This window comes from Microbacterium testaceum (assembly GCF_003075375.1).
Lineage (GTDB): Bacteria > Actinomycetota > Actinomycetes > Actinomycetales > Microbacteriaceae > Microbacterium > Microbacterium testaceum_E.
The window spans coordinates 87,105-110,490 of record NZ_QDFT01000001.1; the positions used below are offsets into that span (position 1 = coordinate 87,105).

At 69.7% G+C, this 23,386-nt stretch carries 22 protein-coding genes; 20 read left to right on the forward strand and 2 right to left on the reverse strand.

Annotated elements, in window-relative coordinates; genetic code table 11:
- The first annotated feature begins 47 nt into the window (after positions 1–47).
- The 4 genes from DC432_RS00360 (at position 48) to DC432_RS00375 (ending at position 4,376) form a co-directional block, all read left to right on the forward strand.
- A complete protein-coding gene (locus DC432_RS00360) occupies positions 48–1,307 on the forward strand; it encodes a class I SAM-dependent RNA methyltransferase (protein WP_116536196.1) in 1,260 nt (419 codons plus the stop codon).
- A gap of 120 nt (positions 1,308–1,427) precedes the next feature.
- Entirely contained in the window at positions 1,428–2,096 is a 669-nt protein-coding gene (locus DC432_RS00365) for a response regulator transcription factor (RefSeq protein ID WP_108319734.1), read from the forward strand.
- On the forward strand, positions 2,089–3,345 hold the full coding sequence (locus DC432_RS00370) for an ATP-binding protein (RefSeq protein ID WP_116536262.1): 1,257 nt from the start codon (positions 2,089–2,091) through the stop codon (positions 3,343–3,345). The genes DC432_RS00365 and DC432_RS00370 overlap by 8 nt, the downstream gene beginning before the upstream one ends.
- Positions 3,342–4,376 carry a hypothetical protein gene (locus DC432_RS00375; protein ID WP_116536197.1) on the forward strand — a complete coding sequence of 345 codons (1,035 nt, stop codon included), beginning with the start codon at positions 3,342–3,344 and terminating at the stop codon, positions 4,374–4,376. Before DC432_RS00370 ends, DC432_RS00375 begins: the two co-directional genes overlap by 4 nt.
- Positions 4,377–4,691: 315 nt before the next feature.
- Here the strand turns inward: DC432_RS00375 and DC432_RS00380 are convergent, their stop codons facing one another.
- Positions 4,692–4,940, reverse strand: a complete 249-nt coding sequence (locus DC432_RS00380) for an acyl-CoA carboxylase subunit epsilon (RefSeq protein WP_243392963.1) — start codon at positions 4,938–4,940, stop codon at positions 4,692–4,694.
- Complete coding sequence (locus tag DC432_RS00385; protein WP_420196527.1) at positions 4,937–6,526, reverse strand: acyl-CoA carboxylase subunit beta; 1,590 nt, start codon at positions 6,524–6,526, stop codon at positions 4,937–4,939. The genes DC432_RS00380 and DC432_RS00385 overlap by 4 nt, the downstream gene beginning before the upstream one ends.
- A gap of 158 nt (positions 6,527–6,684) precedes the next feature.
- On the opposite strand from DC432_RS00385, the gene DC432_RS00390 reads away from it, so the two are divergent.
- The 16 genes from DC432_RS00390 (at position 6,685) to DC432_RS00460 (ending at position 23,347) form a co-directional block, all read left to right on the forward strand.
- Positions 6,685–7,467, forward strand: coding sequence for a biotin--[acetyl-CoA-carboxylase] ligase (locus DC432_RS00390; protein ID WP_116536263.1), 783 nt, complete (start codon positions 6,685–6,687; stop codon positions 7,465–7,467).
- Positions 7,468–7,529: 62 nt separating this feature from the next.
- The gene (locus DC432_RS00395) at positions 7,530–8,087 is read left to right on the forward strand and encodes a PH domain-containing protein (RefSeq protein ID WP_116536199.1); all 558 of its coding nucleotides are present in this window, start codon (positions 7,530–7,532) and stop codon (positions 8,085–8,087) included.
- Positions 8,088–8,191: 104 nt separating this feature from the next.
- On the forward strand, positions 8,192–9,325 hold the full coding sequence (locus DC432_RS00400) for a 5-(carboxyamino)imidazole ribonucleotide synthase (RefSeq protein WP_116536200.1): 1,134 nt from the start codon (positions 8,192–8,194) through the stop codon (positions 9,323–9,325).
- A 107-nt stretch (positions 9,326–9,432) separates the two neighbouring features.
- Complete coding sequence (purE, locus tag DC432_RS00405) at positions 9,433–9,900, forward strand: 5-(carboxyamino)imidazole ribonucleotide mutase (protein WP_116536264.1); 468 nt, start codon at positions 9,433–9,435, stop codon at positions 9,898–9,900.
- A gap of 38 nt (positions 9,901–9,938) precedes the next feature.
- Entirely contained in the window at positions 9,939–11,360 is a 1,422-nt protein-coding gene (locus DC432_RS00410) for an LCP family protein (RefSeq protein ID WP_116536265.1), read from the forward strand.
- A complete protein-coding gene (locus tag DC432_RS00415) occupies positions 11,357–12,460 on the forward strand; it encodes a glycosyl transferase (protein ID WP_116536201.1) in 1,104 nt (367 codons plus the stop codon). The genes DC432_RS00410 and DC432_RS00415 overlap by 4 nt, the downstream gene beginning before the upstream one ends.
- A 79-nt stretch (positions 12,461–12,539) precedes the next feature.
- Positions 12,540–13,376, forward strand: coding sequence for an ABC transporter permease (locus DC432_RS00420; RefSeq protein ID WP_116536202.1), 837 nt, complete (start codon positions 12,540–12,542; stop codon positions 13,374–13,376).
- Entirely contained in the window at positions 13,373–14,113 is a 741-nt protein-coding gene (locus DC432_RS00425) for an ABC transporter ATP-binding protein (RefSeq protein ID WP_243392965.1), read from the forward strand. Before DC432_RS00420 ends, DC432_RS00425 begins: the two co-directional genes overlap by 4 nt.
- A 27-nt stretch (positions 14,114–14,140) precedes the next feature.
- Positions 14,141–15,373, forward strand: a complete 1,233-nt coding sequence (locus DC432_RS00430) for an acyltransferase family protein (protein ID WP_116536203.1) — start codon at positions 14,141–14,143, stop codon at positions 15,371–15,373.
- Between the two features lie 22 nt (positions 15,374–15,395).
- Entirely contained in the window at positions 15,396–16,274 is an 879-nt protein-coding gene (locus tag DC432_RS16285) for a hypothetical protein (RefSeq protein ID WP_207770712.1), read from the forward strand.
- Positions 16,275–16,287: 13 nt separating this feature from the next.
- Positions 16,288–17,391, forward strand: coding sequence for a glycosyltransferase family 2 protein (locus DC432_RS00435; protein ID WP_165801148.1), 1,104 nt, complete (start codon positions 16,288–16,290; stop codon positions 17,389–17,391).
- Positions 17,388–18,032, forward strand: coding sequence for a DapH/DapD/GlmU-related protein (locus DC432_RS00440; RefSeq protein ID WP_116536205.1), 645 nt, complete (start codon positions 17,388–17,390; stop codon positions 18,030–18,032). The genes DC432_RS00435 and DC432_RS00440 overlap by 4 nt, the downstream gene beginning before the upstream one ends.
- Complete coding sequence (locus DC432_RS00445; protein ID WP_116536206.1) at positions 18,022–19,170, forward strand: DegT/DnrJ/EryC1/StrS family aminotransferase; 1,149 nt, start codon at positions 18,022–18,024, stop codon at positions 19,168–19,170. Before DC432_RS00440 ends, DC432_RS00445 begins: the two co-directional genes overlap by 11 nt.
- Positions 19,170–20,120, forward strand: a complete 951-nt coding sequence (locus DC432_RS00450) for a glycosyltransferase family 2 protein (protein ID WP_116536207.1) — start codon at positions 19,170–19,172, stop codon at positions 20,118–20,120. Before DC432_RS00445 ends, DC432_RS00450 begins: the two co-directional genes overlap by 1 nt.
- Before the next feature lie 114 nt (positions 20,121–20,234).
- Entirely contained in the window at positions 20,235–22,343 is a 2,109-nt protein-coding gene (locus tag DC432_RS00455) for a hypothetical protein (RefSeq protein ID WP_133177854.1), read from the forward strand.
- A gap of 65 nt (positions 22,344–22,408) precedes the next feature.
- Complete coding sequence (locus DC432_RS00460) at positions 22,409–23,347, forward strand: glycosyltransferase family 2 protein (RefSeq protein ID WP_116536209.1); 939 nt, start codon at positions 22,409–22,411, stop codon at positions 23,345–23,347.
- Positions 23,348–23,386 lie beyond the last annotated feature (39 nt).

The following is a 23,386-nucleotide window of genomic DNA, read 5'->3' on the forward strand; positions in this document are numbered from 1 at the left end:
GACGCGCGCCCCGGCGGTCTCCCGGCTGGATGTGTCAGGCTCGGGGGATGCACGACGGCGACCTCATCGAACTCGACATCACCGGCATCGCCCACGGCGGCGTGTTCGTCGGTCGGCACGAGGGACGCGTCGTCTTCGTCCCCGACACGCTGCCGGGCGAGCGCGTGCGCGCGCGACTCACCGACACGCGCAAGAAGGCGTTCTGGCGCGCCGACGCCATCGAGGTCCTGGATGCCGCGCCCCAGCGCCGCCCCCACGTGTGGCGCTCCGCCGCGATCGACGTCGACCCGGCCGAGCGCGTGGGCGGCGCCGAGTTCGGGCACATCGACCCGTCGCACCAGCGCGCGTTGAAGGAGCGCGTCATCCGCGAGGCCGTGGAGCGCGTCGGTCGCCTCGAGCTTCCCGTCGACGTCCGGCCCGCGGGCGACGCGGAGCACCCGGAGTCCGCGGACGGCGCTCGCTGGCGCACCCGGGTGAGCCTGCACGTCGACGACGCGGGCCGCGTCGGGGCTTACGCCGCGCGGACCCACCACGTCGTCGAGACCCCCGACCTGCCGCTGGCGACCGAGGCCGTCGAGAGCGCGGCCCGCGAGGCGCGCGCGGGGGCGCGCCCGGGCCGCATCGACCTGGTCCAGCCCGCCGACGGCCGGGTGCGCGTCCTGCCCCGGCCCGACGGTGACCGCGCGCGTCAGGCTCCCGAGGTCGTCGAGGAGCGGGTGGGCGACCGGGTCTTCCGGGTGGATGCCGGCGGCTTCTGGCAGGTGCACCGCCTGGCCGCGCACACGCTCAGCGCGCTGGTGTCGGCCGAGTTGTCGGCATCCGTCGGCGAGCTCGATCCCGAGGCCACGCACCTCGACCTCTACGGCGGGGTCGGGCTGTTCGCCGCGACCCTGGCCGAGATGGGCGGTGCGGGGACGCGCGTCGTCAGCGTCGAGAGCGACCCGCGCGCCACCGAGCACGCGGGCGAGAACCTCGCGGAGTGGGTTGGCGCGCGCGCCGAGACCGCGCGGGTCGACCGTTTCGTCGCCCGACTCGCCGCCGACGCCTCGGCGCGCGAGCGCGAGCGGCTCGCCCGCGGCGTCGTGCTGCTCGACCCGCCGCGCGCGGGTGCCGGTCGCGACGCCGTCGACGGGATCGCCGCCCTGCGTCCGTCGGCGGTCGTCTACGTCGCGTGCGACCCGGTCGCCCTCGCGCGCGACCTCGCCACCTTCGCCGACCACGGCTATCGCGCCGATCGCGGCATCCGCGGCGTCGATCTCTTCCCGAACTCGCACCACGTCGAGGCCGTCGCCGTCCTGCGGCGCTGAGGTGCGGCATCCCTCCGTCCGTGTCCGACGGGTCCGCCGGGCCCGCGCCCGCGGGGGAGGACGCGCCGAGAGCGGGCTGCATCCCTGCGCGGCGGCGCGTCGCGCCGATACGATGACGGCATGACGCGCGTCGCCCTCATCGATGACCACGAGTCCGTCCGACTCGGGCTCGAAGCCGCGCTCGCGCGCACCGAGGCCACCCAGGTCGTCTTCTCGGGCGCCAATGTCGCCGCTTATCTGTCGTGGCGGCAGAGCGCCGTGGCCTCGCCCGCCGACGTCGTCGTGCTCGACCTGACGCTCGGCGACGGCACCACGGTGTCCGAGAACGTCGACCGGGTCGTCCGCGACGGATCCAGCGTCATCATCCACAGCGTGGCCGATCGCGCCGCCGCGGTGCGCGAGGCGCTCGCCGCGGGCGCCGCCGGCATCGTCAGCAAGTCGTCGCCGACCCACGAGGTGCTCGGCGCCATCAGCACCGTCGCGCGCGGCGAACTGCTCGACAACGTCGAGTGGGCCAGCGCCGTCGAGGGGGACCGGGAGTTCGCCGACGCCCAGCTGTCGGTGCGCGAGCGCGAGGTGCTGCGGCTGTACGCGGCCGGGCTGCCGCTCAAGGCCGTCGCGGACCGCCTGGGTGTGGCCTACTCCACCGCGAAAGAGAACATCACGCGGGTGCGCGTGAAGTACGTCGAGGTCGGACGTCCGGCCCCGACCAAGGTCGACCTGTTGCGACGGGCGATGGAAGACGGCATCCTCCAGGACGCGCCCGATGACGCTCCCGGTCATGGTTGAAACCGAACGGTCCGTGCTCGACGAAGCCTGGGGGCGCATCCCCCACACGCGAGAGGTCCAGGCCGAACAGGGCTCTTTCACGCAGACGCGCATCGAACGCGTCATCACGCTGATCGTCGGCCCCGGCTCCCTGGTGCTCGGCGCGCAGGCCTTCGCGGCGGCGTTCGGCCCCGGCGACGAGGCCGACGGGTGGCACGTGCCGCTCGTGGTCGCCGTCTTCCTGCCGCTGGTCGCGATGGTCGTGGCGTGCTCCCTCGGGCGCTTCGCGCGCGTCTTCTCGGGCGTCTTCGCGGTCGTCTTCCTTCTGGCTCTCGTGGTCTGGCCGGTGGCCACGGCCGGGGGACCGGCCCCGGTGCCGACCGAGAATCCCTGGATCTTCTACCTCGTCAACGTGGCGACGGTGGCGACCATCGTCGCCTTCCCCCTGTGGCTGCAGGTGGCGTGGACCATCGCCACTCCCGTGATGTTCGGCATCGTCCGGATGATCCAGGTCGGCGGGCGCGGCGATTTCGTCGTGCCGATCGCGCTCGACGTCTCGTTCGCCCTGATCCTCGGCAGCGTCCTGGTGACCCTCGGGTGGATGTATCGCTCGATCGCCGCGAACGTCGATCAGGCGCGGGCGTCAGCGGTGTCGAGCTACGCCTCGGCCGCCGCGACCGCGGCCACGGAGCACGAGCGCGTCGCCGTCGCCGCCCTCATGCACGACAGCGTGCTCGGCGCGCTCCTCGCCGCCGAGCGCGCGTCCACCCCGCGGGAGCGCACGCTGGCGGTGAGCATGGCCCGTGAGGCCCTGACCCGCCTGGCCAACGCCGAGAAGGACTCGCTCGAGGGCAGCGACGAGCCGGTTCCGGCCGTGCGTCTCGCCGACGACATCGAGACCGCCGCGCGCGAGCTCGGGGTCGAGCTGAGCGTCGTGCGCCGCGTCGAAGAGGGGACGCCGCGCGTCCCCGGCCGGGTGGCGCGAGCCCTCGTCCTGGCGGCGATGCAGGCCGTGGCCAACGCCGTGCAGCACGCCGACGCGCAGGGTCTGACCGTTCAGCTGTCGGGGCACGCGGCGCCGGGCGGCGTGGCCGTGCGGGTGCGCGACACCGGACCCGGGTTCGACGTGGCGGCGATCCCGCCCGACCGTCTCGGCATCCGCGGATCCATCGACGCGCGCCTGGCCGCGGTCGGCGGGCGCAGCGAGATCGACTCACAGGCCGGCGGCACCACGGTGACCCTCGAGTGGGAGAGCGGTGACCGCTGGTGACCGTCCGCTCGATCCTGTCCGTCATCGGTCTCGCCTTCACGGCGTACCTCGCGGCGCGCGGTCTCATCTGGACGTCGCCCGACACCGTCGAGCGCGGCTGGCTCATCGTGATGGCGCTGCTGCTCTACCTGCCCGTCACGTGGCTGTGGATCTTCGCGATCGGCGCGCGCGACCGCCGTACCGAGGCGACGGCCACGACTCCGGCGATGCTCCCCGGCTGGGGCGTCGTCCTCGCCCTGCTCGTCACCGTCGTGGTCTCGAACGCGCCGTTCCTCGCCGTGTCGGAGTCCGGCCGCACCCAGCCGTTCGTGACCTGGGTGATCGGCGCGATCGGCGCCCTCATGACGATCGTCATGGTGCGGCGGCGCCCCGTCGTCGCGTGGACGGGCATGGGCATCCTGACCGTGTCGACCTCGATCTGGCTCGGTCCGCTGCAGGCGCTGAGTCTGGGGCTGGTCGGTTCGTTCGTGTGGGTGACGGCGGCGCAGCTGGTCACGATCGCGCTGGACCGCGCGGCGCGGGATGCCGAACGACTGGCCGAGCTGCAGCAGGCGGCGTCGGCGTGGCAGGCGTCGCAGAGCGGTCGTCAGCGCGAGCGTCGACTGCACGTGCAGCGCGCGCTGCAGGCCGCGGGACCGATCCTTGCGCGGACGATCGAGAACGGCGGCAATCTGCGCCCGGCCGACAAGCAGGCCGCGCGCCGCGCCGAGGCGAGCCTGCGCGACGAACTGCGCGGCACCCGCCTGCTCGACGACGGCGTCCGCGCCGAGATCGACGCGGCCCGTCGCCGGGGCGCGGCCGTCAGCCTGTTCGACGAGGGGGGTCTCGAGGGCCTTGCCGTGTCGGATCTGGACTGCATCCGCAGCGAGCTCGCGCGGATCCTGCGGGAGTCGGTGTCGGATCGCGTCATCATCCGCACGTCGCCGCACCACGAGGTCGCGGTGACCGTCGTCGGACGCTCCGCGGGCGACGCCGCGGGTGGGGACGACGACAACGTCGACCTGTGGCGCGAGATCCGTCGCCCGCGCTGAGTCGCCGCCCCGAGCGAGGGGTGCGCGCGCGTCGGTCCTCGGCGTGCCAGACCCACCACCCCTGCGGTCCGGTGGTCCTCATCGACACAGGGGGGGTGGGGGATCCGTCGACAAATACCGTTACCGCCGCAGGGGAGGTGGGGGTGAGGGGCGGCGTAGTCGCCGGCCCCTCACCCGGGTGGACGGTTACCCGAAAACCGTCCACGCGGCCGGAACCGGCTCGAGAGAGCGGACCGACCGAACGCGTGATGCGTTCCAGCTCCTCCAGTATTCGGCACCCGACGAGCGCCGTCTGTAGGTATTTCGGGGGACAGTTCAGCCGGTGAAGCCGTGCCAGCCGGCGCCGCGGTCCAGCGGGGTGCGCAGGCCGCGGGCCGACAGCTCCCACCGCGACCGGGCAGCGACGTCGGGGACGGTCGCCTCGGCCACCTCGCGCACGTACGACTCGGTGACCACGACGATCGCCGCGGCCAGCTCCTCTTCGGTGGGCGTGCCGCGCACGACCTCCGCCACGACGGGCGGCAGGCCGGCGCCGGGCGCGACCTCGGGGGCGGTGTCGCTCACAGCGGGATGTTCCCGTGCTTCTTGGCCGGCAGGCTCGCGCGCTTGTTGCGGAGGGCGCGCAGGGCCTTGGCGATCGACACGCGCGTCTGCGCGGGCTCGATGATGCCGTCGAGCTCCCCGCGCTCGGCGGCGAGGAACGGGGATGCCACGTTGTAGGTGTACTCGTTCGCGAGCCGCGTGCGCACGGCGGCGACGTCCTCGCCGGCCTCTTCGGCGCGTTTGATCTCGCCGCGGTAGAGGATGTTGACCGCGCCCTGGCCGCCCATGACGGCGATCTCGGCCGTGGGCCAGGCGAGGTTGATGTCGGCGCCCAGCTGCTTGGAGCCCATGACGATGTACGCGCCGCCGTAGGCCTTGCGCAGGATCACCGTCACCAGCGGGACGGTGGCCTCGGCGTAGGCGTACAGCAGCTTCGCGCCGCGGCGGATGACACCGGTCCACTCCTGGTCGGTGCCGGGGAGGTAGCCGGGCACGTCGACGAGCGTCACGATCGGGATCGAGAACGCGTCGCAGAAGCGCACGAAACGGCTGGCCTTCTCGCCCGCGTCGATGTTGAGCGTGCCGGCCATCTGCGAGGGCTGGTTGGCGATGACGCCCACGGTGCGTCCCTCGATGCGGCCGAAGCCGATCACGATGTTGGGGGCGAACAGCGGCTGCACCTCGAGGAACTCCCCGGCGTCCACGATGCCCGCGATGACGGTGTGGATGTCGTAGGGCTGGTTGGGGGAGTCGGGGATGATCGTGTTCAGCGAGCGATCGGCATCCGTCGTCTCGAACTCGAACGGGGTGTCGTAGACGGGGATCTCGGCCAGGTTGTTGTCGGGCAGGTAGCCGATCAGGCCGCGCGCGTAGTCGATCGCGTCGTCCTCGTCGTCGGCGAGGTAGTGCGAGACGCCCGAGCGGGTGTTGTGCGTGTGGGCGCCGCCGAGCTCCTCCATGCCGACGTCCTCGCCGGTGACGGTCTTGATGACGTCGGGGCCGGTCACGAACATCTGGCTGGTCTTGTCGACCATGATCACGAAGTCGGTGAGGGCGGGGGAGTACACCGCTCCACCGGCGGCGGGTCCCATGATGATCGAGATCTGCGGGATCACGCCCGAGGCGGCGGTGTTGAGGCGGAAGATCTCGCCGTACTTGCCGAGTGCGACCACGCCCTCCTGGATGCGGGCGCCGCCGGAATCCAGGATGCCGATGATCGGGATGCCGCTGCGCAGCGCCAGCTCCATCACCTTGATGATCTTGTCGCCAGCGACCTCGCCGAGCGATCCGCCGAAGGTCGAGAAGTCCTGCGCGTACACGGCGACCGTACGGCCGTGGATCGTGCCCGTGCCCGTGACGACCGAGTCGCCGTAGGGACGGGACTTGTCCATGCCGAAGGCCGTCGTACGGTGGCGCACGTATTCGTCGAGCTCGACGAACGAGCCGGGGTCGACCAGCATCTCGAGGCGCTCGCGGGCGGTGAGCTTGCCCTTCGCGTGCTGCTTGTCGCGGGCGGTGGCTTCGGCATCGACGACCGCCTCTTGGAACCTGTTGCGCAGGTCCGCGATCTTGCCGGCGGTGGTGTAGAGATCGGGCTGGTCGGTCACGCTTTCCACCCTAGCGACCGCACCGGCACCGACGTTGGAGGGTGCAGACAAGCCACGGGCGAGGGTGCTGTGGCATCCATCCATCGCAACACCCCCGCGGGTCGCCCGGGATGGGCCGGGGGATGCCACGACCCTGCCGGGATGCCTAGGGTGTGCTCATGCCGATCCCCGCCGCCGGATACCCGCGAGCCGCCGCCCACAGTCCCCGCGTCCAGGTCGTCGAGACCACCGACTCCACCAACGCGGACGTCGTCGCCGCCGTCATGGCCGACCCCGCGGGGTGGCCGCACCTGTCGTTGCTCGTGACCGACGATCAACGCGCCGGGCGCGGTCGTCTCGATCGCTCGTGGACGGCTCCGGCCGGTACCGCCCTGGCCGTCTCGGTCGTCGTCGACGCCTCGACGATCCCCACCGCGCTGCGGGGGTGGATCCCGCTCGTGGCGGGAGCGGCGATGACCACGGCGGTGCGCCGCCAACTCGCCGGTCACGGCGCGGAGGCGCAGCTGAAGTGGCCGAACGACGTGCTCGTGGACGGCGGCAAGATCTGCGGCATCCTGGCCGAAGCCGTCCCCGGAACCTTCGACACGGTCGTCGTCGGCGCGGGCGTCAACACGCGGATGAGTCGGGCCGACCTGCCCGTCACGACGGCGACCTCGTTCGCCGCCATCGGCGTCGAGTGCGACGACGACCGCCTGCTGGCCGATTACCTCGAGCACCTGGGCGACGCCGTCGCGCGGCTCGCTCGCGGAGAGGGCGACCGCGTGCACCACGACGTCGAGAAGCTGTGCGCGACCGTCGGTCGTCAGGTGACGGTGTCGATGCCCGACGGCTCGACGCTCGCCGGCACCGCCGTGCGCCTGGACGGCGACGGCCGCCTGGTCGTCGAGTCGGGCACGCTCGAGACCGTCGTCTCGGCGGGCGACGTGGTGCACGTGCGCTGACCCGCGACGCGCCGGGGCGTGGCATCGGCTGACTCACGGCATCCGCACCGCACAATGAAGGGGTGAGTCAGCCGTCGAGCTCGATCGGACGCCCGCGCATGCCGGCGCCGGGCACGGCGGCGCCCGAGCTGCGCATCGCCCGTCTGCGCGCGCACGCGCGGCGCCTGTTCTGGTCGGCCCTGGTGCTGATCGCGGTGTCGGGGGCCACGGCGTTCTTCTACGACAACCTGCCCGCACCGTACGAGAACTGGATGCTGCTGAGCGCGGCGGGAGTCCTCGTGCTGCTGCTCGTGGTCGTGCCGTTCTTCGTGTGGCTCTCGCACACCTGGACCATCACCACGCGGCGCGTCATCGAGCGGTCGGGGCCCTTCGGCGGCACGCAGCGCGAGATCTCGCACGTGCGGGGCTACGCGATCCAGATGCGCCGCGGCATCCTGCAGCGTCTGTGGGGAGCGGGCTCGCTCACCCTGTCGAACGGTGTCGAGCCGCCGTTGCGCATGAAGAACATCCCCCACGCGGTCCTCGTGCACGAGACGCTCGTCGACCAGGTCGAGGTCAACCAGATCCTGGCGCACCGCGATTCGCAGACGTTCGGCTCGGGCGCGGTCGGCGGGTACTGACACCGGATCCGGGCCGAGCCCGTCGCAGCCCACGCCCCGCACAGGCCCTCGGGTCGCGCGGCCGCGCGTGCCCGGACAGAATGGATGCCGACGGAAGGAGCGGCATGGCGCTGCGAGTCGGAGTGGTCGGTGGCGGACAGCTGGCGCGGATGATGATCGCGCCCGCCGTGGAGCTCGGGGTCGAGATCCGCGTCCTGGCCGAGCAGGAGGGCATGTCGGCGGCGATCGCCGCGACCGCGGTGGGCGACTACCGCGACGCCGAGACCGTGCTCTCCTTCGCGCGCGACGTCGACGTGATCACCTTCGACCACGAGCACGTGCCGCAGGACGTGCTCGCCGCCCTCGTCGACGCGGGCGTGTCGGTGCACCCCGGACCCGCGCCGCTGGGCGTCGCCCAGGACAAGCTGGTCATGCGCGCCAAGATGGCCGAGCTCGGACTTCCGCAGCCGGACTGGGCGGCCGTGTCCGACACCGCCGCGCTGCAGGACTTCCTCGACGCCCACGGCGGCCGAGGCGTGGTCAAGACACCGCGCGGCGGCTACGACGGCAAGGGTGTGCGGGTGGTGTCCGCGGCGACCGAGGCGGACGACTGGTTCGCCGCCCTCGCCGAGGACGCCAACGGCGGGGCGCTGCTCGTCGAAGAACTGGTCGACTTCACGCGCGAGCTCGCCCAGCAGGTCGCGCGCCGCCCGTCGGGCGAGGTGCGCGCTTATCCCGTCGTCGAGACGGTGCAGCGCGGCGGCGTCTGCGCCGAGGTGGTCGCTCCCGCCCCGCGCGCCGACGAGCGGGTGCAGCGCGTCGCGGCGCAGATCGGGGTGGCGGTGGCCGAGGGGCTCGGCGTCACCGGCATGCTGGCCGTCGAGCTGTTCGAGACGACGGACGAGCGCATCCTCATCAACGAGCTCGCGATGCGCCCCCACAACAGCGGCCACTGGACCCAGGACGGCGCGGTCACCAGCCAGTTCGAGCAGCACCTGCGCGCGGTGCTCGACCTGCCCCTGGGAGCGACGGATGCCGTGGCCGACTGGACCGTGATGATCAACGTGCTCGGGGGGCCCGCCGAGGGCACGCTCGAGGAGCGTTTCGCCGGGGCGATGGCGGCCCACCCCGCCGCCAAGATCCACACCTACGGCAAGGCGCCGCGGCCCGGGCGCAAGGTGGGGCACGTCAACGTCGTCGGCGACGACCTCGACGACGTCGTCTACGAGGGACGCGCGGCGGCCGCTTTCTTCGACTGACCGGATGCCGAGAGCGCGCCGCTCCGCGATCTTCCAGCGAGCCGCTCTAGCCTGGACCGGTGACCCGGCCGCTGCATTCTTCCGAGACGCCCGTGGTCGGCGTCGTCATGGGCTCCGACTCCGACTGGCGCGTGATGAGCGACGCCTCGCAGGTGCTGACGGAGTTCGGCATCCCGCACGAGGTCGAGGTGGTGTCGGCCCATCGCACCCCCGACAAGCTCGTGCGATACGGGCGCGAGGCGCGCGGCCGCGGTCTGCGGGCGATCATCGCCGGCGCCGGGGGAGCCGCGCACCTGCCGGGCATGTTGGCATCCGTCACCGCTCTTCCGGTGATCGGCGTGCCGGTGCAGCTCGCCACGCTGGACGGGCTCGACTCGCTGCTGAGCATCGTGCAGATGCCCGCGGGCATCCCCGTCGCGACCGTGTCGATCAACGGTGCCAAGAACGCGGGCCTGCTCGCCGCGCGGATCCTGGGCAGCGCCGATGACGCGCTCACCGAGAGGGTCGAGGCCTACGCCCGCGACCTCGAAGGTCAGGTGGAAGAGAAGAACCGGCGGCTGAAGGAGTCCCTGTGACCCTCGCCGCCGCACGCCCGCGCACGCAGACCCCGCTCATGGAGTCGCGTCCGCTGCGTCATCCGGATGCCACCTCCGCCGCCGTCATGACGCGCCGCGGGTGGTGGCTCGTCGTGCTCAACTTCGTCCTGCCCGGTTCGGCGCAGGTGCTCGCCGGCAACCGGCGACTGGGTCGTTTCGGCCTCGGCGCGACGCTGGCGATGTGGACCGTGCTGATCCTCGCGGGGGCCACCGCTCTGCTCTCGCCGAGCGTCCTGTTCGCGATCGCGACGGGCTCGTTCGTCCCCGAGTTCCTGTCGTGGTTCCGGCCGCTTCCGCTGACGATCGTGCAGATCGCCCTGATCGGCTACCTGGTGCTCTGGATCGTGCTGACCATCGACACCCTGCGGCTCGTTCGCCTGGTGCGCGTGGGCGCGATCTCGCGCGTCGCGATGGTCATCGTGTCGGTGGGTCTGCTCGTGCTCTCGGGCTCCGGAGCAGCCTGGGCGGCGCAGGCCGCCGGGACCACGCGCGACGCGTTCGCGGAACTGTTCGGCGAGTCCGCACCCGTCGTTCCCCCGTCCGACGGGTACTACAACATCCTGTTGCTCGGCGCCGACTCGGGCGAGGGCCGCGACTCGATGCGCTTCGACAGCATCTCGGTCGTGTCCATCAACGCCGACACGGGCGCGACGACGATCACCGGCATCCCGCGCGACATGCCGCACTTCCCGTTCGCCCCCGGTCCCATGCAGGACGAGTACCCGAACGGTCACACGGGCTACGCCAATGCCACGTGCGGGTGGGGGAGCGGCATCAATCAGCTCAAGACCGAGGTCGAGATCTGCCAGGACGGCAACAAGCTGTATCCCGACGCGAAGTCGCAGGGTTCGGAGCCGGGGGTCGAGGCGACCAAGGATGCCGCCGAGGGGATCATGGGCATCCAGATCCCCTACTACGTCCTCATCGACATGAAGGGCTTCGCCGACCTGGTCGACGCGCTCGGCGGCGTCGACATCGACGTCAAGGAGCGCCTGCCCAAGGGCGGTCCGGCTTACGACGGCCAGCCCGTCGACGACTGGGCGTTCGGCTGGGTCGAGGCCGGGCAGCAGCACATGGACGGCGACACCGCGCAGTGGTACGCCCGCTCGCGCTACACGACGAGCGACTTCGACCGCATGCGCCGCCAGCGCGAGCTGCAAGAGGCGATCCTGGCCCAGACCAACCCCCAGAACGTGCTGGCGCATTTCCAAGAGGTCGCCGCCGCCGGGACGAACATCGTCCAGACCGACCTGCCGCAGGGCCTCATCGCCCCGACCCTGGTCAATCTCGCCCTCAAGGCGAAGGATCAGCCGGTGCAGACGCTCGAGCTCACCCCCGAGGGCGGCGTCGACGAGTTCGACCCCGACTACAACCAGGTGAAGCAGATGGTGAAAGACAAGCTGCACCCACCGACCGAGACGGAGGCGCCGACCTCGTGACCGTCACCCTGCGCGTCGTCCTCGACCAGCTCGTCGCCCCGACTTCGCGCGACCTGGCCGAGGCCTCGGCATCCCTCACCGAAGCCCTCATCGCGACCGCCCCGCGCGGCTGCGACGTCGCCGCGATCGTGCCCTCGCCCGGCATCCCCGACGACCAGGCCGTGCCCGGCCTGAGTTCCGAGACGCGCCTGTCGATGCGTCGGCGCGAGCTCGCGGCATCCTGGCAGCTGGGGGTGGCTCCCGGGATCGGAAAGGGACTCATCCACTCGCCCACCTCGCTCGCGCCCCTCGTGCGGCACGACCGGGTCAACGAGACGCACCAGATCGTGGCGACCCTGTGGGATCTGCGCGCCTTCGAGACGCCGGATGAGCTGAGCAGGCCCGAGCTGCTCGCCGCGCGCGCCCTGCTCTCGCGCGTCGCGCGTCACGCCGACGCCGTCATCGTCCCCACGCACGCCATGGCGGAACGTCTGGGCGAGGTGGCCAAGGCCAAGCTGGTCAAGAAGGTGCGCGTCATCAGCGGCGCTCCCGCGGCGGGTCTGCGGGTGCCCTCGGATGCCGTGGGCCGCCTGCGGGCTCTCGACCTGCCGACCGCGTCGGTGGTGCTCGCCGGCGGCGCCGCGGAGTCCGACGGCCTGCTCGCGGGGTTCGCCGCGGTCGTGGCCGCAGGCTGGGACGGCGACGTCGTCGTGCTCGACGTCCCCGAGGGCGAGGAACCCGCCGTCATCGACATCGCCGCGGCCGCCGGGCTCGGCGAGGCCCGGGTGCACTGCCGAGGCGCGCTCGACCGCTGGGATCGCGCCGCCGTGCTCTCGCACGCCGCGGCCTTCATGGCCACGGGCGCACGCACCGACTGGCCCTGGCGCGCCGTCGACGCCCTGGCGATCGGCATCCCCATCGCCGCCGTCGACACCCCCGTGCATCACGAGGTGCTCGCCGACGCCGCGGCCTTCGCCCCCGCCGCCGAGCTCGACACCGCGCTCTCGCGGGCCCTGGGGACGGATGCCGAGCGCCTCCGCGTCCTCGCGGGCGACCGGGCGAAGGGGTTCCAGTGGAGCGCCACGGCCGAGCGGGTGTGGGCGCTGCACGCGGAGCTGTGAGGGCGGCTCCCGCCTATTCCCCAGGTGCGATTGGGATACATTTGACCGTTGTTGTGTTCCCTGATCGACACGAGGTTTCATGGGGTATGTGAGAGAGCTCCTCTCGGCGCGCGAACTGCTGGCGAACCTCGCCCTCCGCGAAATCAGGGGGAAGTACAAGAGGACCGTTCTCGGCCAGCTGTGGTCGCTCGCGAACCCGCTCGCCCTGATGCTCATCTACACGGCGGTCTTCTCGCTCATCCTGCGCGTCAAGCCGGACCCGGGTGACCCCAGCGGTCTCGACGTCTTCGCCCTGTGGTTGTTGTCCGGACTGCTGCCGTGGCTGTTCTTCTCGAACGCGGTGTCCGTGGGCATGGGCTCTCTCGTCGACAATGCGAGCCTGATCCAGAAGGTGTATTTCCCCCGGATCGTGCTCCCGCTTTCCATCGTGCTGTCGATCGCGTACACCTGGCTGATCGAGACGGCTGTTCTGATCGTCATCCTCAGCCTTTTCGGCGCGGTCGTGTGGCCGTGGATCCCCCTCGTGCTCGCGGGGATGGTGCTCCTCGTCCTGTTCTCCGCGGGACTCGCCCTGATGCTCTCGGTCGCCAACGTGTACTTCCGGGACACGCAGTACCTGCTCGGGTTGGTCATGCAGTTCTGGCTCTACCTGACGCCCATCATCTATCCCGTCTCCTACGTCGAGAACCTCTCGGCGACGACGGGACCGCTCTTCGGGACGTCCCTCACCGTGCTGGATCTCTATCGCATCAACCCGATGGATCGGTTCGTCGAGATCTTCCGCACACTTCTTTACGACAACACGTTCCCGGAACCCGGTGACTGGGCGGCGGCGGCGGCGTGGGCACTGGTCGCTCTCGTCGTCGGCCTGTGGGTCTTCCGTCGGAGCGAAAGACGATTGGCGGAGGTCCTGTGAGCATCGGTCAGGTCGACATCGAGGGCGTGGGCAAGAAGTTCCGTCTCTACAAAGAGCGCAATCAGAGCCTGAAATCGGCGGTCATGCGGGGTCGCATCTCCGTCCACAAGGACTTCTGGGCCGTGCGCGATGTCAGCTTCACGGTCCCGGCCGGTTCGACCTTCGGGCTCATCGGGAGCAACGGGTCGGGTAAGTCGACCCTCTTGAAGTGCCTGGCTCGCATCCTGGTCCCCGACGAGGGCGACATCCGCCCGCAGGGCAAGATCGCGGCGCTGCTCGAAGTCGGATCGGGATTCCACCCCGAATTGACGGGTCGAGAGAACGTGTACCTGAACGGCTCCATCCTGGGGATGTCGCAACGGGAGATCAAGGCGAAGTTCGACGAGATCGTCGACTTCTCGGGAGTCGCGGACTTCATCGATCAGCCCGTGAAGAACTACTCGTCGGGCATGTACGTGCGTCTGGGGTTCGCTGTGGCCATCAACGTCGATCCCGACATCCTCGTCGTGGACGAGGTGCTGGCGGTCGGTGACGTCGAGTTCCAGGAGAAGTGCGCGGAGAAGTTCGTCGAATTCAAGCGCCAGGGCAAGACGGTCATCCTCGTGAGCCACGCCATGGAAGCGGTGAAAGAGATGTGCGACAACGTCGCGTGGATGAAGGACGGGTCTTTGGTCGAGACCGGCTCCGCCGATGTCGTCATCGAGCGTTATCTCGCCTCCCTGCATCATGGTGGCTGACGGAACGTTCCGAGGAGGGGCGAAGACATGGTCTCGGTGAGTTCGACGACGGATGTTCCCCGCTCGAATCTGCTTCGGGGCTCAGGGGTCTCGCTCGGCGAGGCTCTCGACGGTCATCGCAACTCCCTCGGCGTCCTGCGGCTGATCCTCGCCTCCCTGGTCATCGTCGACCACGCGTTCCCGCTCGGCGGTTTCGGTGAGGACCCGTTCTGGAGGTACACCAACGGACAGACCTCCCTGGGTGGTCTCGCGGTCGGCGGCTTCTTCGCGGTGAGCGGGTACCTCATCGTCAAGAGCGGCGTCGCGACCGACGTCGTCCAGTTCCTGTGGCGACGTGCCATCCGCATCTTCCCCGCTTTCTGGGGGGTGCTCGTCTTCGCGGCGTTCGTCGTCGGGCCATCCGTCTGGTGGGCGGAGGGACGCCCGCTGGGCGAATACTTCACCCTCGGCCCCGGAGGTCCGTTCGGCTACGTGACGGCCAACTGGACCCTGTCGATCGGTGCGTACGGCATCCACGACCTCTTCGTCGAGACGCCGTACGGGCAAACCGTGCAAGCGAGCGTTCTGAACGGGTCGTTGTGGACGCTGGCCTACGAGTGGGGCTTCTATCTTCTGATCGCGGTCCTCGCGGTCTCGGCGGTCCTGGCGCGCGCGCGGATCGTCGTGCCGGCCTTGACCGGTGCGTTCCTGGTCGCGCATGTGGCCTCGGTGGTCGCCCCCGATCGCATGGGCGCGATCCTGCCCTTGCTGGCGGATCCGCAGGTCATCTTCCTCGGCACCGCCTTCCTCGTGGGCTCGACGCTCGGCATCTACTCCGAGCGCATCGCCTACGACGATCGACTGGGGATTCTCGCCGCCGTGGTGCTGATCGCCACGATGTTCACGGGCGGGTTCGCCGTCCTCGGTATCCCCGCCGGGGGATACCTGGTGCTGTACCTGGCCGCCCGTCTGCCGCGGTGGCTGCAGTGGATCGGTGCGAAGAACGACTACTCCTACGGCGTGTACGTCTACGGCTTCCTCGTCCAGCAGTGCTTGGCCTACCTCGGGGTCTTCCGCGCCGGCTACGTGCTCTTCACCCTCGCGGCCGTGCCCATCACGTTCTTCTTGGCATGGTTGAGTTGGCACGTGATCGAGAAGCGCGCCCTCGCGCTGAAGAACTGGGGCCCCGGCAAGGGGATCGCGTTCTGGCGTTCGCGCTGGACGTCACGATCGCGCAGTGCATCGACGGACGCCTCGGCGTCGCCCATCGGAGTGGAGTAGGGAAAGACGAATGAGTAGACGAGTGACCGTGCAATCGGTCCTGTACGCCAACTCGCCGGAAGACGTCCGACGGGCCGCCGAGGCGGCCTTCAACTCTCTCGAGCGTGCGATGGCCGCGGGAGTGGTGAGCGGGTGGGACTACCGCCTCGGTGACTGCGCCCCCTCGCCCACGCTGCCGGACGAGGTCGTCGCCGAGATCGGCCGGTCGGCCGTCGAGGCGGGCGGTCGGTCCGACGTCGAGTTCTTCGCGGCGAACCTCGGCTCGGCCGCCGGGCACAACAGGCTCGCGGCGCGGTCCGATGCGGACGTCCTGCTCTTCCTGAACCCGGATGCCAGGATGGCCCCGGACGCCGTCGAATCCCTCGTGCGTGCATTGCGCAGCGACGTCGGGGTCGTCGAGGCGCGGCAGGTCCCCCTCGATCACCCCAAGGACTACGAGCCCGGGACCGGCGACACGAGCTGGGCGTCGACCGCCTGCGCGGTCACCCCGCGGGAACTCTTCGAACGCGTGGGCGGCTTCGACTCCGAGACGTTCTTCCTCTACGGCGACGATGTGGACTACTCCTGGCGCGTGCGGCTCGAGGGACTTCGTGTCCTCTTCGAGCCCGCTGCGGCCGTGTTCCACGACAAGCGCCTTCTGGTCGACGCGTCATGGCCCACCACGCCGGCCGAACGCTACTACTCCGCCGAAGCGTCGCTCATGCTCGCCTGGAAGTACTCCTATTCCGAGCGCGTCGAGCAGCTGCTGGAGGTGTTCCGCACCAGCGACGTCGAGTTCCTCGAGCGAGCGGGGCGCGCATTCGATTCCCGACGCGCAGCGGGGGATCTGCCGAGCCCTCTCGACCCTGAGCACACCGTGGCCAGATTCATCGGAGATCACTATGCACAGCACCGCTTCTGATCGGACCAACCGGGTGGAGCGCATACCTGCGGCGCGCGCGGACTCGCTCACCGCTCTGTTCCACCACATCGAAGAGCAGCCCGCGTCCAGCCGTGGGGCCCACCGCCTCACCGACCTGCTCACGGTGGAGTTGTCCCAGGCGGGTGCGACGCGCACCTGCTTCCTCACCGTGGTCCTCCGAACCCAGGGCCGTCGCCCCGAGACGCTCAAGGACTCCCTCCTCTGTCTCGCGGGCCAGACCTCCGAGGATTTCGAGGTCCTGGTGATGTGCCATCACACCGATCCCGCGGAGCAGCAGATCGTCGAGGAGCTCGTGGCGGCGCAGCCCGCGAGCTTCCGGGAACGCATCCGCGTCGTCCGCGTCGGAGGCGGGCGCCGGGCCAGGCCCTTGAACGAGGCCATCGAACTCTCCCGCGGGCGATACCTCTCCTTCTACGACGACGACGATCTGGTCTTCGGCAATTGGGTCGAGACGTTCGCGAAGATCGCCGAACGCGAGCCGGGAAAGCTCGTGCGCTCGGTGGTCGCCTCGCAGAAAGCGCACCACGAGTCGTGGGCGGGCGGCAAGGACGGCTTCCGTCACACCTCATGGCCTCGCGCGGAATACCCGGCCACATTCGACCAGTTCGCCCACCTGCGGATGAATTTCTCTCCCTTCATGGGGTGGGCCTTTCCCGTTCAACTGTTCACCGTCCTGGGCCTGCGGTTCGACGAGGAGCTCTACGTCTGCGAGGACTGGGACATGATCCTGCGAGGATCGCTGCTCCTGGGAGTCGCCGACGCGGGTGAGATGACGGCGATCTACCGGCGATGGGAAGGTCGGGAATCGTCCTACACCGCCCACGATCAGACGCAATGGCAGGCCTCCCAGCTGAGGGTGTCGGCCAAGATCGACGAGCACATCGTGCTGGGCCGGGGCGGGACCGTCGCCGAGATCGTGTCGCTTCTGAACGATCGCGATGAACTGCGACGCGTCCGCGGTGATCTCGATGCGCTCCTGCGGAGCCGCGGCTTCCGATACGCCGCCCCGATCCGGTTCGCCATGCGGGTGGCCGATTTCGGTCGTCGGAAGACGCAAGGCCTTCGCGCGAGAGTGGCGAATCGATCGCGGCCGTGACCGAGGCGCTCCGGATCGGCATCCTGGGGGCGGGTGGTCAGGCGCGTGAGGTCGCAGAGTTCCTGCGCGCGACGGTCGCCTTCTTCGCCGTCGACGACGAGCATCTCCCCACCGCTCGGGCCGCGATCAACGGACCCGCACCCGTCGTCAGCCTCTCCTCCGCGGAGGGGGAACGCAGTGTACCCGTCGTCGCGGCGCTGGGAGCTCCCGGAGCGCGCCGGGGTATCGTTCAGCGATGGCCTGGTTCGCTCTTCGCCCAAGCGGTGTCGCGGGCGGCGTATGTGGCCGTCGACGCGCGGTTGGGCGTGGGAACGATGGTCGCTCCCGGCGCGATCATCATGTCGGGGGTTGTCGTGGGTGAGCACGCGCTGATCAACGCGGGGGCCACGGTCGGCCACGATACGGTGATCGGCGCCTACGCCACCGTCTCTCCCGGGGTGCGGATCGGCGGGCGGACTGCCATCGGTGCGGGGGCGTTCATCGGCCTGGGGGCCACGATCCTTCAGGGCGTGCGCGTCGGAGAGGGCGCGGTGGTCGGCGCCGGCGCCGTCGTCCGTCACGACGTCCCCGCGCTCGAAGTGCACGTCGGGGTCCCCGCCCGGGTCCTTCGCGTCGAGAGGGGGTGGCTCGATGTCGTATGAGGTCCCTTTCATCCGGCCCGTCTTCCCGCCTGCCGCGACCATCGCGAGCGATGTCACCGACATCATCGAATCCAACTGGTTCACGAACTTCGGGCCGAAGGAGCGGGACTTCGCGACTCGGATCGCCGCGTTCGTCGGCGACGACTTCGGTGCGGCGACATTCTGCAATGCGACCATCGCGCTGGTCGCGGCGCTGTCGGTCGTCCTAGGCGACCCGGTGCCGACCGACACCCCTGTTCGACGACGGTTCGTCATCGTGCCGTCGTTCACTTTCGCCGCGGGGCCGCAGTCGATTCAGGCCGTCGGCCGCGAACCGCTCTTCATCGACGTCGACGGCGAGACCCTCCAGCCGTCCTTGGCTGCGGCACGCGATGCTCTGCGCGACCGACGATCCGAGATCGACGGCATCCTCCTGTGCAATTCGTTCGGCGTCGGCAATCCTGACGTCGGAGCGTGGGAGGAATTGGCCGCAGAGCACGGTGTGCCGCTCGTCATCGATTCGGCGGCCGGATTCGGCTCCGTGTATCCCGATGGGGCGCCCGTCGGAGCGCGCGGCACATGCGAGGTCTTCTCGTTCCACGCGACCAAACCCTTCGCCATCGGCGAGGGGGGTGCGATCATCTCCCGCGACCTCGACCTGATCGAGTCCGCCCGCTCGTACTCGAACTTTGGCTTCGCGTCCGGCGGGTCGGTCCGTGCCGGCTTGAACGGCAAGCTGCAGGAGATCAACGCCGCGATCGGTCTGAGGCAACTCGAGCGTTTCGAGGAGTCGCTCGGCCGCCGTCGCGAGTTGCTGCGAAGCTACGCGCTCGTCTTCGAAGGCCTTCCGGGGGCTCGTCTCGTCCCTCATGCCGAGCTGTCCTCCGTCTGCTTCGCGACGATCGTCCTGCCCGACGAGGGGACGAGGGATGCCATCCTCGCGGGGATGCGCGCAGCCGGCGTGGAGGCGCGGGTCTACTACGCGCCGCCGGTTCATCAGCAGCCCCGATTCGTCGGAGCCGTCCGCCAGGGGACCCTGGCGACGACCGACGCGATAAGCCGACGGTGCATCGCGCTGCCCGTCTTCGAAGGCCTGCCGGAACAGGTCTTCCACCATCTCGCCGACATCGTCGACCGCCTTACCCCCCGGAGCACCTGATGACCGACCCCGTAACAGGCCCCACCCCCGGTTCGCTGGAGTGGGCCGTCGCCGACCTGGCGGCACGCATGCAACGTCTCGAAGATGCGGTGAACGAGTCCGCGGCGGTTCAGCTCGGCTTCAGGGATGAGACCCGCGAGTGGTGGCGCGAGACGGACGGACTTCTCCGCCATCTCGAGTTGCGTTCGCAAGCCCAGATCGAATCCGCCCGTCGAGAGCGGGACGGCATCGAGGATCTTCGCGCCGCGCTCGACGGTTTCCGGATGTCGCCCGGCTACGACGCACTGTGGGACGAGACCGAGCCGCTGGTGACCGTCCGTATCGCGAGCTACAACCGGACGCGCGAGCTCGTCGAGGTCGCGCTGGCGTCCGTCCTGCAGCAGACCTATCAGCGCCTCGAGATCGTCGTGGTCAACGACGGTCCGAACCCCGCGACGCGCGCTGCGCTGGAGGGTCTGGGCGATCCGCGCGTGCGCTACTTCGAGCTGCCGGAACGAGCGGCATACCCGGCTCATCCGCACCTGCGGTGGATGGTCGCGGGGTCCCCCGCCATGAACGAAGCTGCTCGTCGTGCGGAGGGAGCCTGGATCGCCCCGCTGGACGACGACGACGAGTTCGCGGCGGACCATATCGAGAGACTGCTCGAGCTGGCGCGTGCCGAGCGGGCCGAACTGGTCTACGGCGCCCTCATCCAGCGCGACCGGACCGAGGGCGTCGACCGTGTGATCTTCAGCGACCCGCCCGCGGCGGGCGGATTCAGCTTCCAATCGACTCTGTACCTCTCCGGTCTGCGCTTCTTCGAGTACGACACGGAGAGCTGGCGCGTGGACGAGCCCGGCGATTGGAACCTGGCTCGTCGAATGGTCGCGGCCGGGGTCAGGATGAGTTCGACCCGTGACGTGCACGCCTTCATGAACATGGTCCGCTTCGACAAGCGCGACGACGCCTGAGACCGGACGACATCCGGTCTTCCCGGCGTGCTGCACGCGTCATCGCATCGAGTGTGAGACGCTAACGCGATGGCGTGCGGGTACGGCGGGCGCCCGTGTCAGAGAGGCCCCTCCATGCGTGAACCATCGCCGATCCTCCGCCGGCTGTTCGCGGTGGTGGCTCTCGCCGCGTTGATTCTCGGTGCGGGGCTCCCCGCGACGGGCCTTCTCGATTCGCAGCCCGCTGCGGCGGCCGACGCGTCGAGGTTCGATCCGGGGCTGATCATCACCGACGAGAATTTCTACGACGGGTCGGCGATGTCCGCGTCCGAGGTTCAATCGTTCCTCGATGCGAACAACCGATGCGGACAGAAGGCGAACTGCGTCGCCGCGCTGAAGGGCAACACCCCTTCGATGGCCGCTTCACGGTACTGCAAGGCGATGGACGGCCGGACCCAGGAAACCGCCGCGAGCATGATCGCGAGGGTCGGCGCTGCCTGCAGCATCAGCCAGCGGACGCTCCTCGTGATGCTCCAGAAGGAGCAGGGCCTCATCACGTCGTCGAACCCGTCGCAGTATGCGCTGGACCACGCGCTCGGCCAATCATGTCCGGATACGGCGCCCTGCGACCCCGCGTTCGCGGGCTTCTTCTCGCAGCTGTACTACGGTGCCCGGCAGTTCCAGATCTATCGCGTCACGGCGACGACCGGCGGATGGAACTATGTCGCCGGTCGGACGAACAACATCAACTACCACCCGGAACCCGCGCGCAACTGCGGCACGAAAGCCGTCTTCATCCAGAACCAGGCGACCGCCGGTCTGTACATCTACACCCCGTACACCCCCAACGACGCCGCCATGCGGAACCTCTACGGTGAGGGCGATCGCTGCTCGGCGTACGGCAATCGCAATTTCTGGCGGATGTGGACCGACTGGTTCGGTGATCCCACCAAGAACGTCAAGTCTCCGGTGGGCGTCCTCACCGAGATGAGCGCGACCGAAGACGGAGTCTGGATCGGTGGCTGGGCCGTGGACGGGGATGCGCTCACCTCGCCACTGCAGATCAAGATCGACGTCGGAGGGAGCACGTCCTACCTGACGGCCGATCAGCCATATCAACCGGTCGCCGACAACTTCCCGGGGGCGGGCCCGAATCACGGGTTCAGGGGCCTCATTCCCGGCCCGCCGGGGTCGACGCAGAACGTCTGCGTGACGGCGGTGAACCAGAACACGGGAACAGATCAGTCTCTGGGATGCCGTGCCGTCGACTTCCCTGCTCGCGTCTCACCTCGCGGGGAGCTCAAGGACCTCTGGACGACGGTTCGTGGAATCCACTTCTGGGGGTGGGCGATCGATCCCGACGCGGTCGACGCGAGTGTGGACTTGCACGTCCTCGTCGACAAGACCTGGTACGTCGTGACGGCGAATCAGCCTTACGCTCTCGGGCCGGAGCTCGTCGCCGGCGCGAACTACCAGCATGGCTTCGGAGCTGTCCTTCCGATCCCGGCGGGCGCGCACACCATCTGCCTCACGATGATCAACAAGAACGCCGGGACGAATGTCCCGTTCGGTTGCCGTGACGTCAAGGTCCCCTCGATCGCGGACGTCTCTCCGCAGGGCGCGGTCCAGAGCGTCACCACCGACGGCCGCGTGATCAACGTGTCCGGATGGGTCGTGGATCCCGACGCAGCCGCGGCGGCCGTTCCCGTGATCGTTCAGGTCGACTCCCAGTGGTACCGCTGGTCGGCCGACAAGCCGAACCGCGACTCGCTCGCCACGTTCCCCGATGCCGGGGCGAACCACGGTTATGCCGGAAGCGTCCCCACCACCCCCGGCACTCATTGGATCTGCATCTACTACCTGAACGCCAACGACGGGGCGGACCCCGCCGCGGATTGTCGTCAGGTGCAGGTCCCGCAGCCCGCCGACCAGTCTCCGGTCACCCGCATGATGGGCGCCTACCCGGCAGGCAAGGGGCTGGCGGTGTGGGGTTACGCCTTCGATCCCGATGCCCTCGACGCGACGACGGATGTGATCGTCCAGGTCGATTCGCAGTGGTTCCGTTGGCCGGCGAACCTCGGGTACGCCCCGCTCGCGGACACCTACCCCTCTGCCGGTCAGACCCGCGGGTACTACGGTGAGGTGCCGGTGGCCGCGGGGACGCACTGGGTGTGCGCCTATGCGGTGAACCGCAACTCGGGCGCGGACACCAAACCCGAGTGCGTGCAGGTGCGGACGCCGTGAGATCACCCCGGATCGCGAGCGGGGATGGTCCGGCGGCGGTCCGATGCGTCATTTAGGCTGGTGCGGTGCCGGTTCGTGTCTCTGTCGTCATCCGTACCCGGAACAGGCCTGACTTCGTGCAGCGCGCACTGGACGATGTGGCGGCGCAGAAGTTCACCGATCTCGAGGTCGTCCTGGTCAACGACGGTGACGGCGGCGAGCATCTGCGCGACATCGCCGCCCGGTCCGGTGTGAACACCGTTCGCGTCGTCGACACGGTCGAGCCTCGCGGGCGATGCCGAGCGGCGAACCTCGGCATCCGGGAATCGAGGGGGGAGTACGTCGTCCTGCACGACGACGACGACCGCTGGCATCCCGAATTCCTGTCGCGGACGGTGGAGCGATTGGATGCCGACACCGGGTGCGCGGGCGTGATGACGAGCACCGCCATCGTTCTCGAGGAACGAGACGGGTCGGCCTGGCGCGAGATCGACCGCGTTCCGTTCTGGTCGGGAATGGAACGTGTCTCCCTCACCGAGCTCCTCGAGATCAATCGCGCCGTACCCATCTCGTTCCTCTACCGTCGGAGCGTCCACGATGCCGTGGGGTGGTACGACGAGAGCCTCGACGCGGTCGAGGACTGGGACTTCTACCTGCGGGTGCTACCCCGTTTCCCCATCGGGTTCATCAGCGGGCCGCCACTCGCCTACTGGGTGCATCGTCCCGGGGCGACTCAGTCGGAGGCCAACTCGACACTGGGGCTGCAGCACGAGCACGTCCGCGACGATCTGACCGTGCGGGACCGAGAACTCACGTCGTGGGTCGAGCAGAACGGCACGGGGCTGCCCCTCTACCTCGCCCATCTTCAGAGGCAGACCGTCGAACGACTGTCGGAGCAGATGCGGACCATCGTGCGCGACGAGGTCCGGAGGATCGTCGCGGAGGAGCTGGAAGCGCGATCACCGCTCGGAAGGCGATGGCGACGCATGAAGCGTCGGCTCATCCGGGGTGGTGCGGACAGCTGAGGACGAGCTGCCCCGATGGGGATCGTCCACGCACGAACG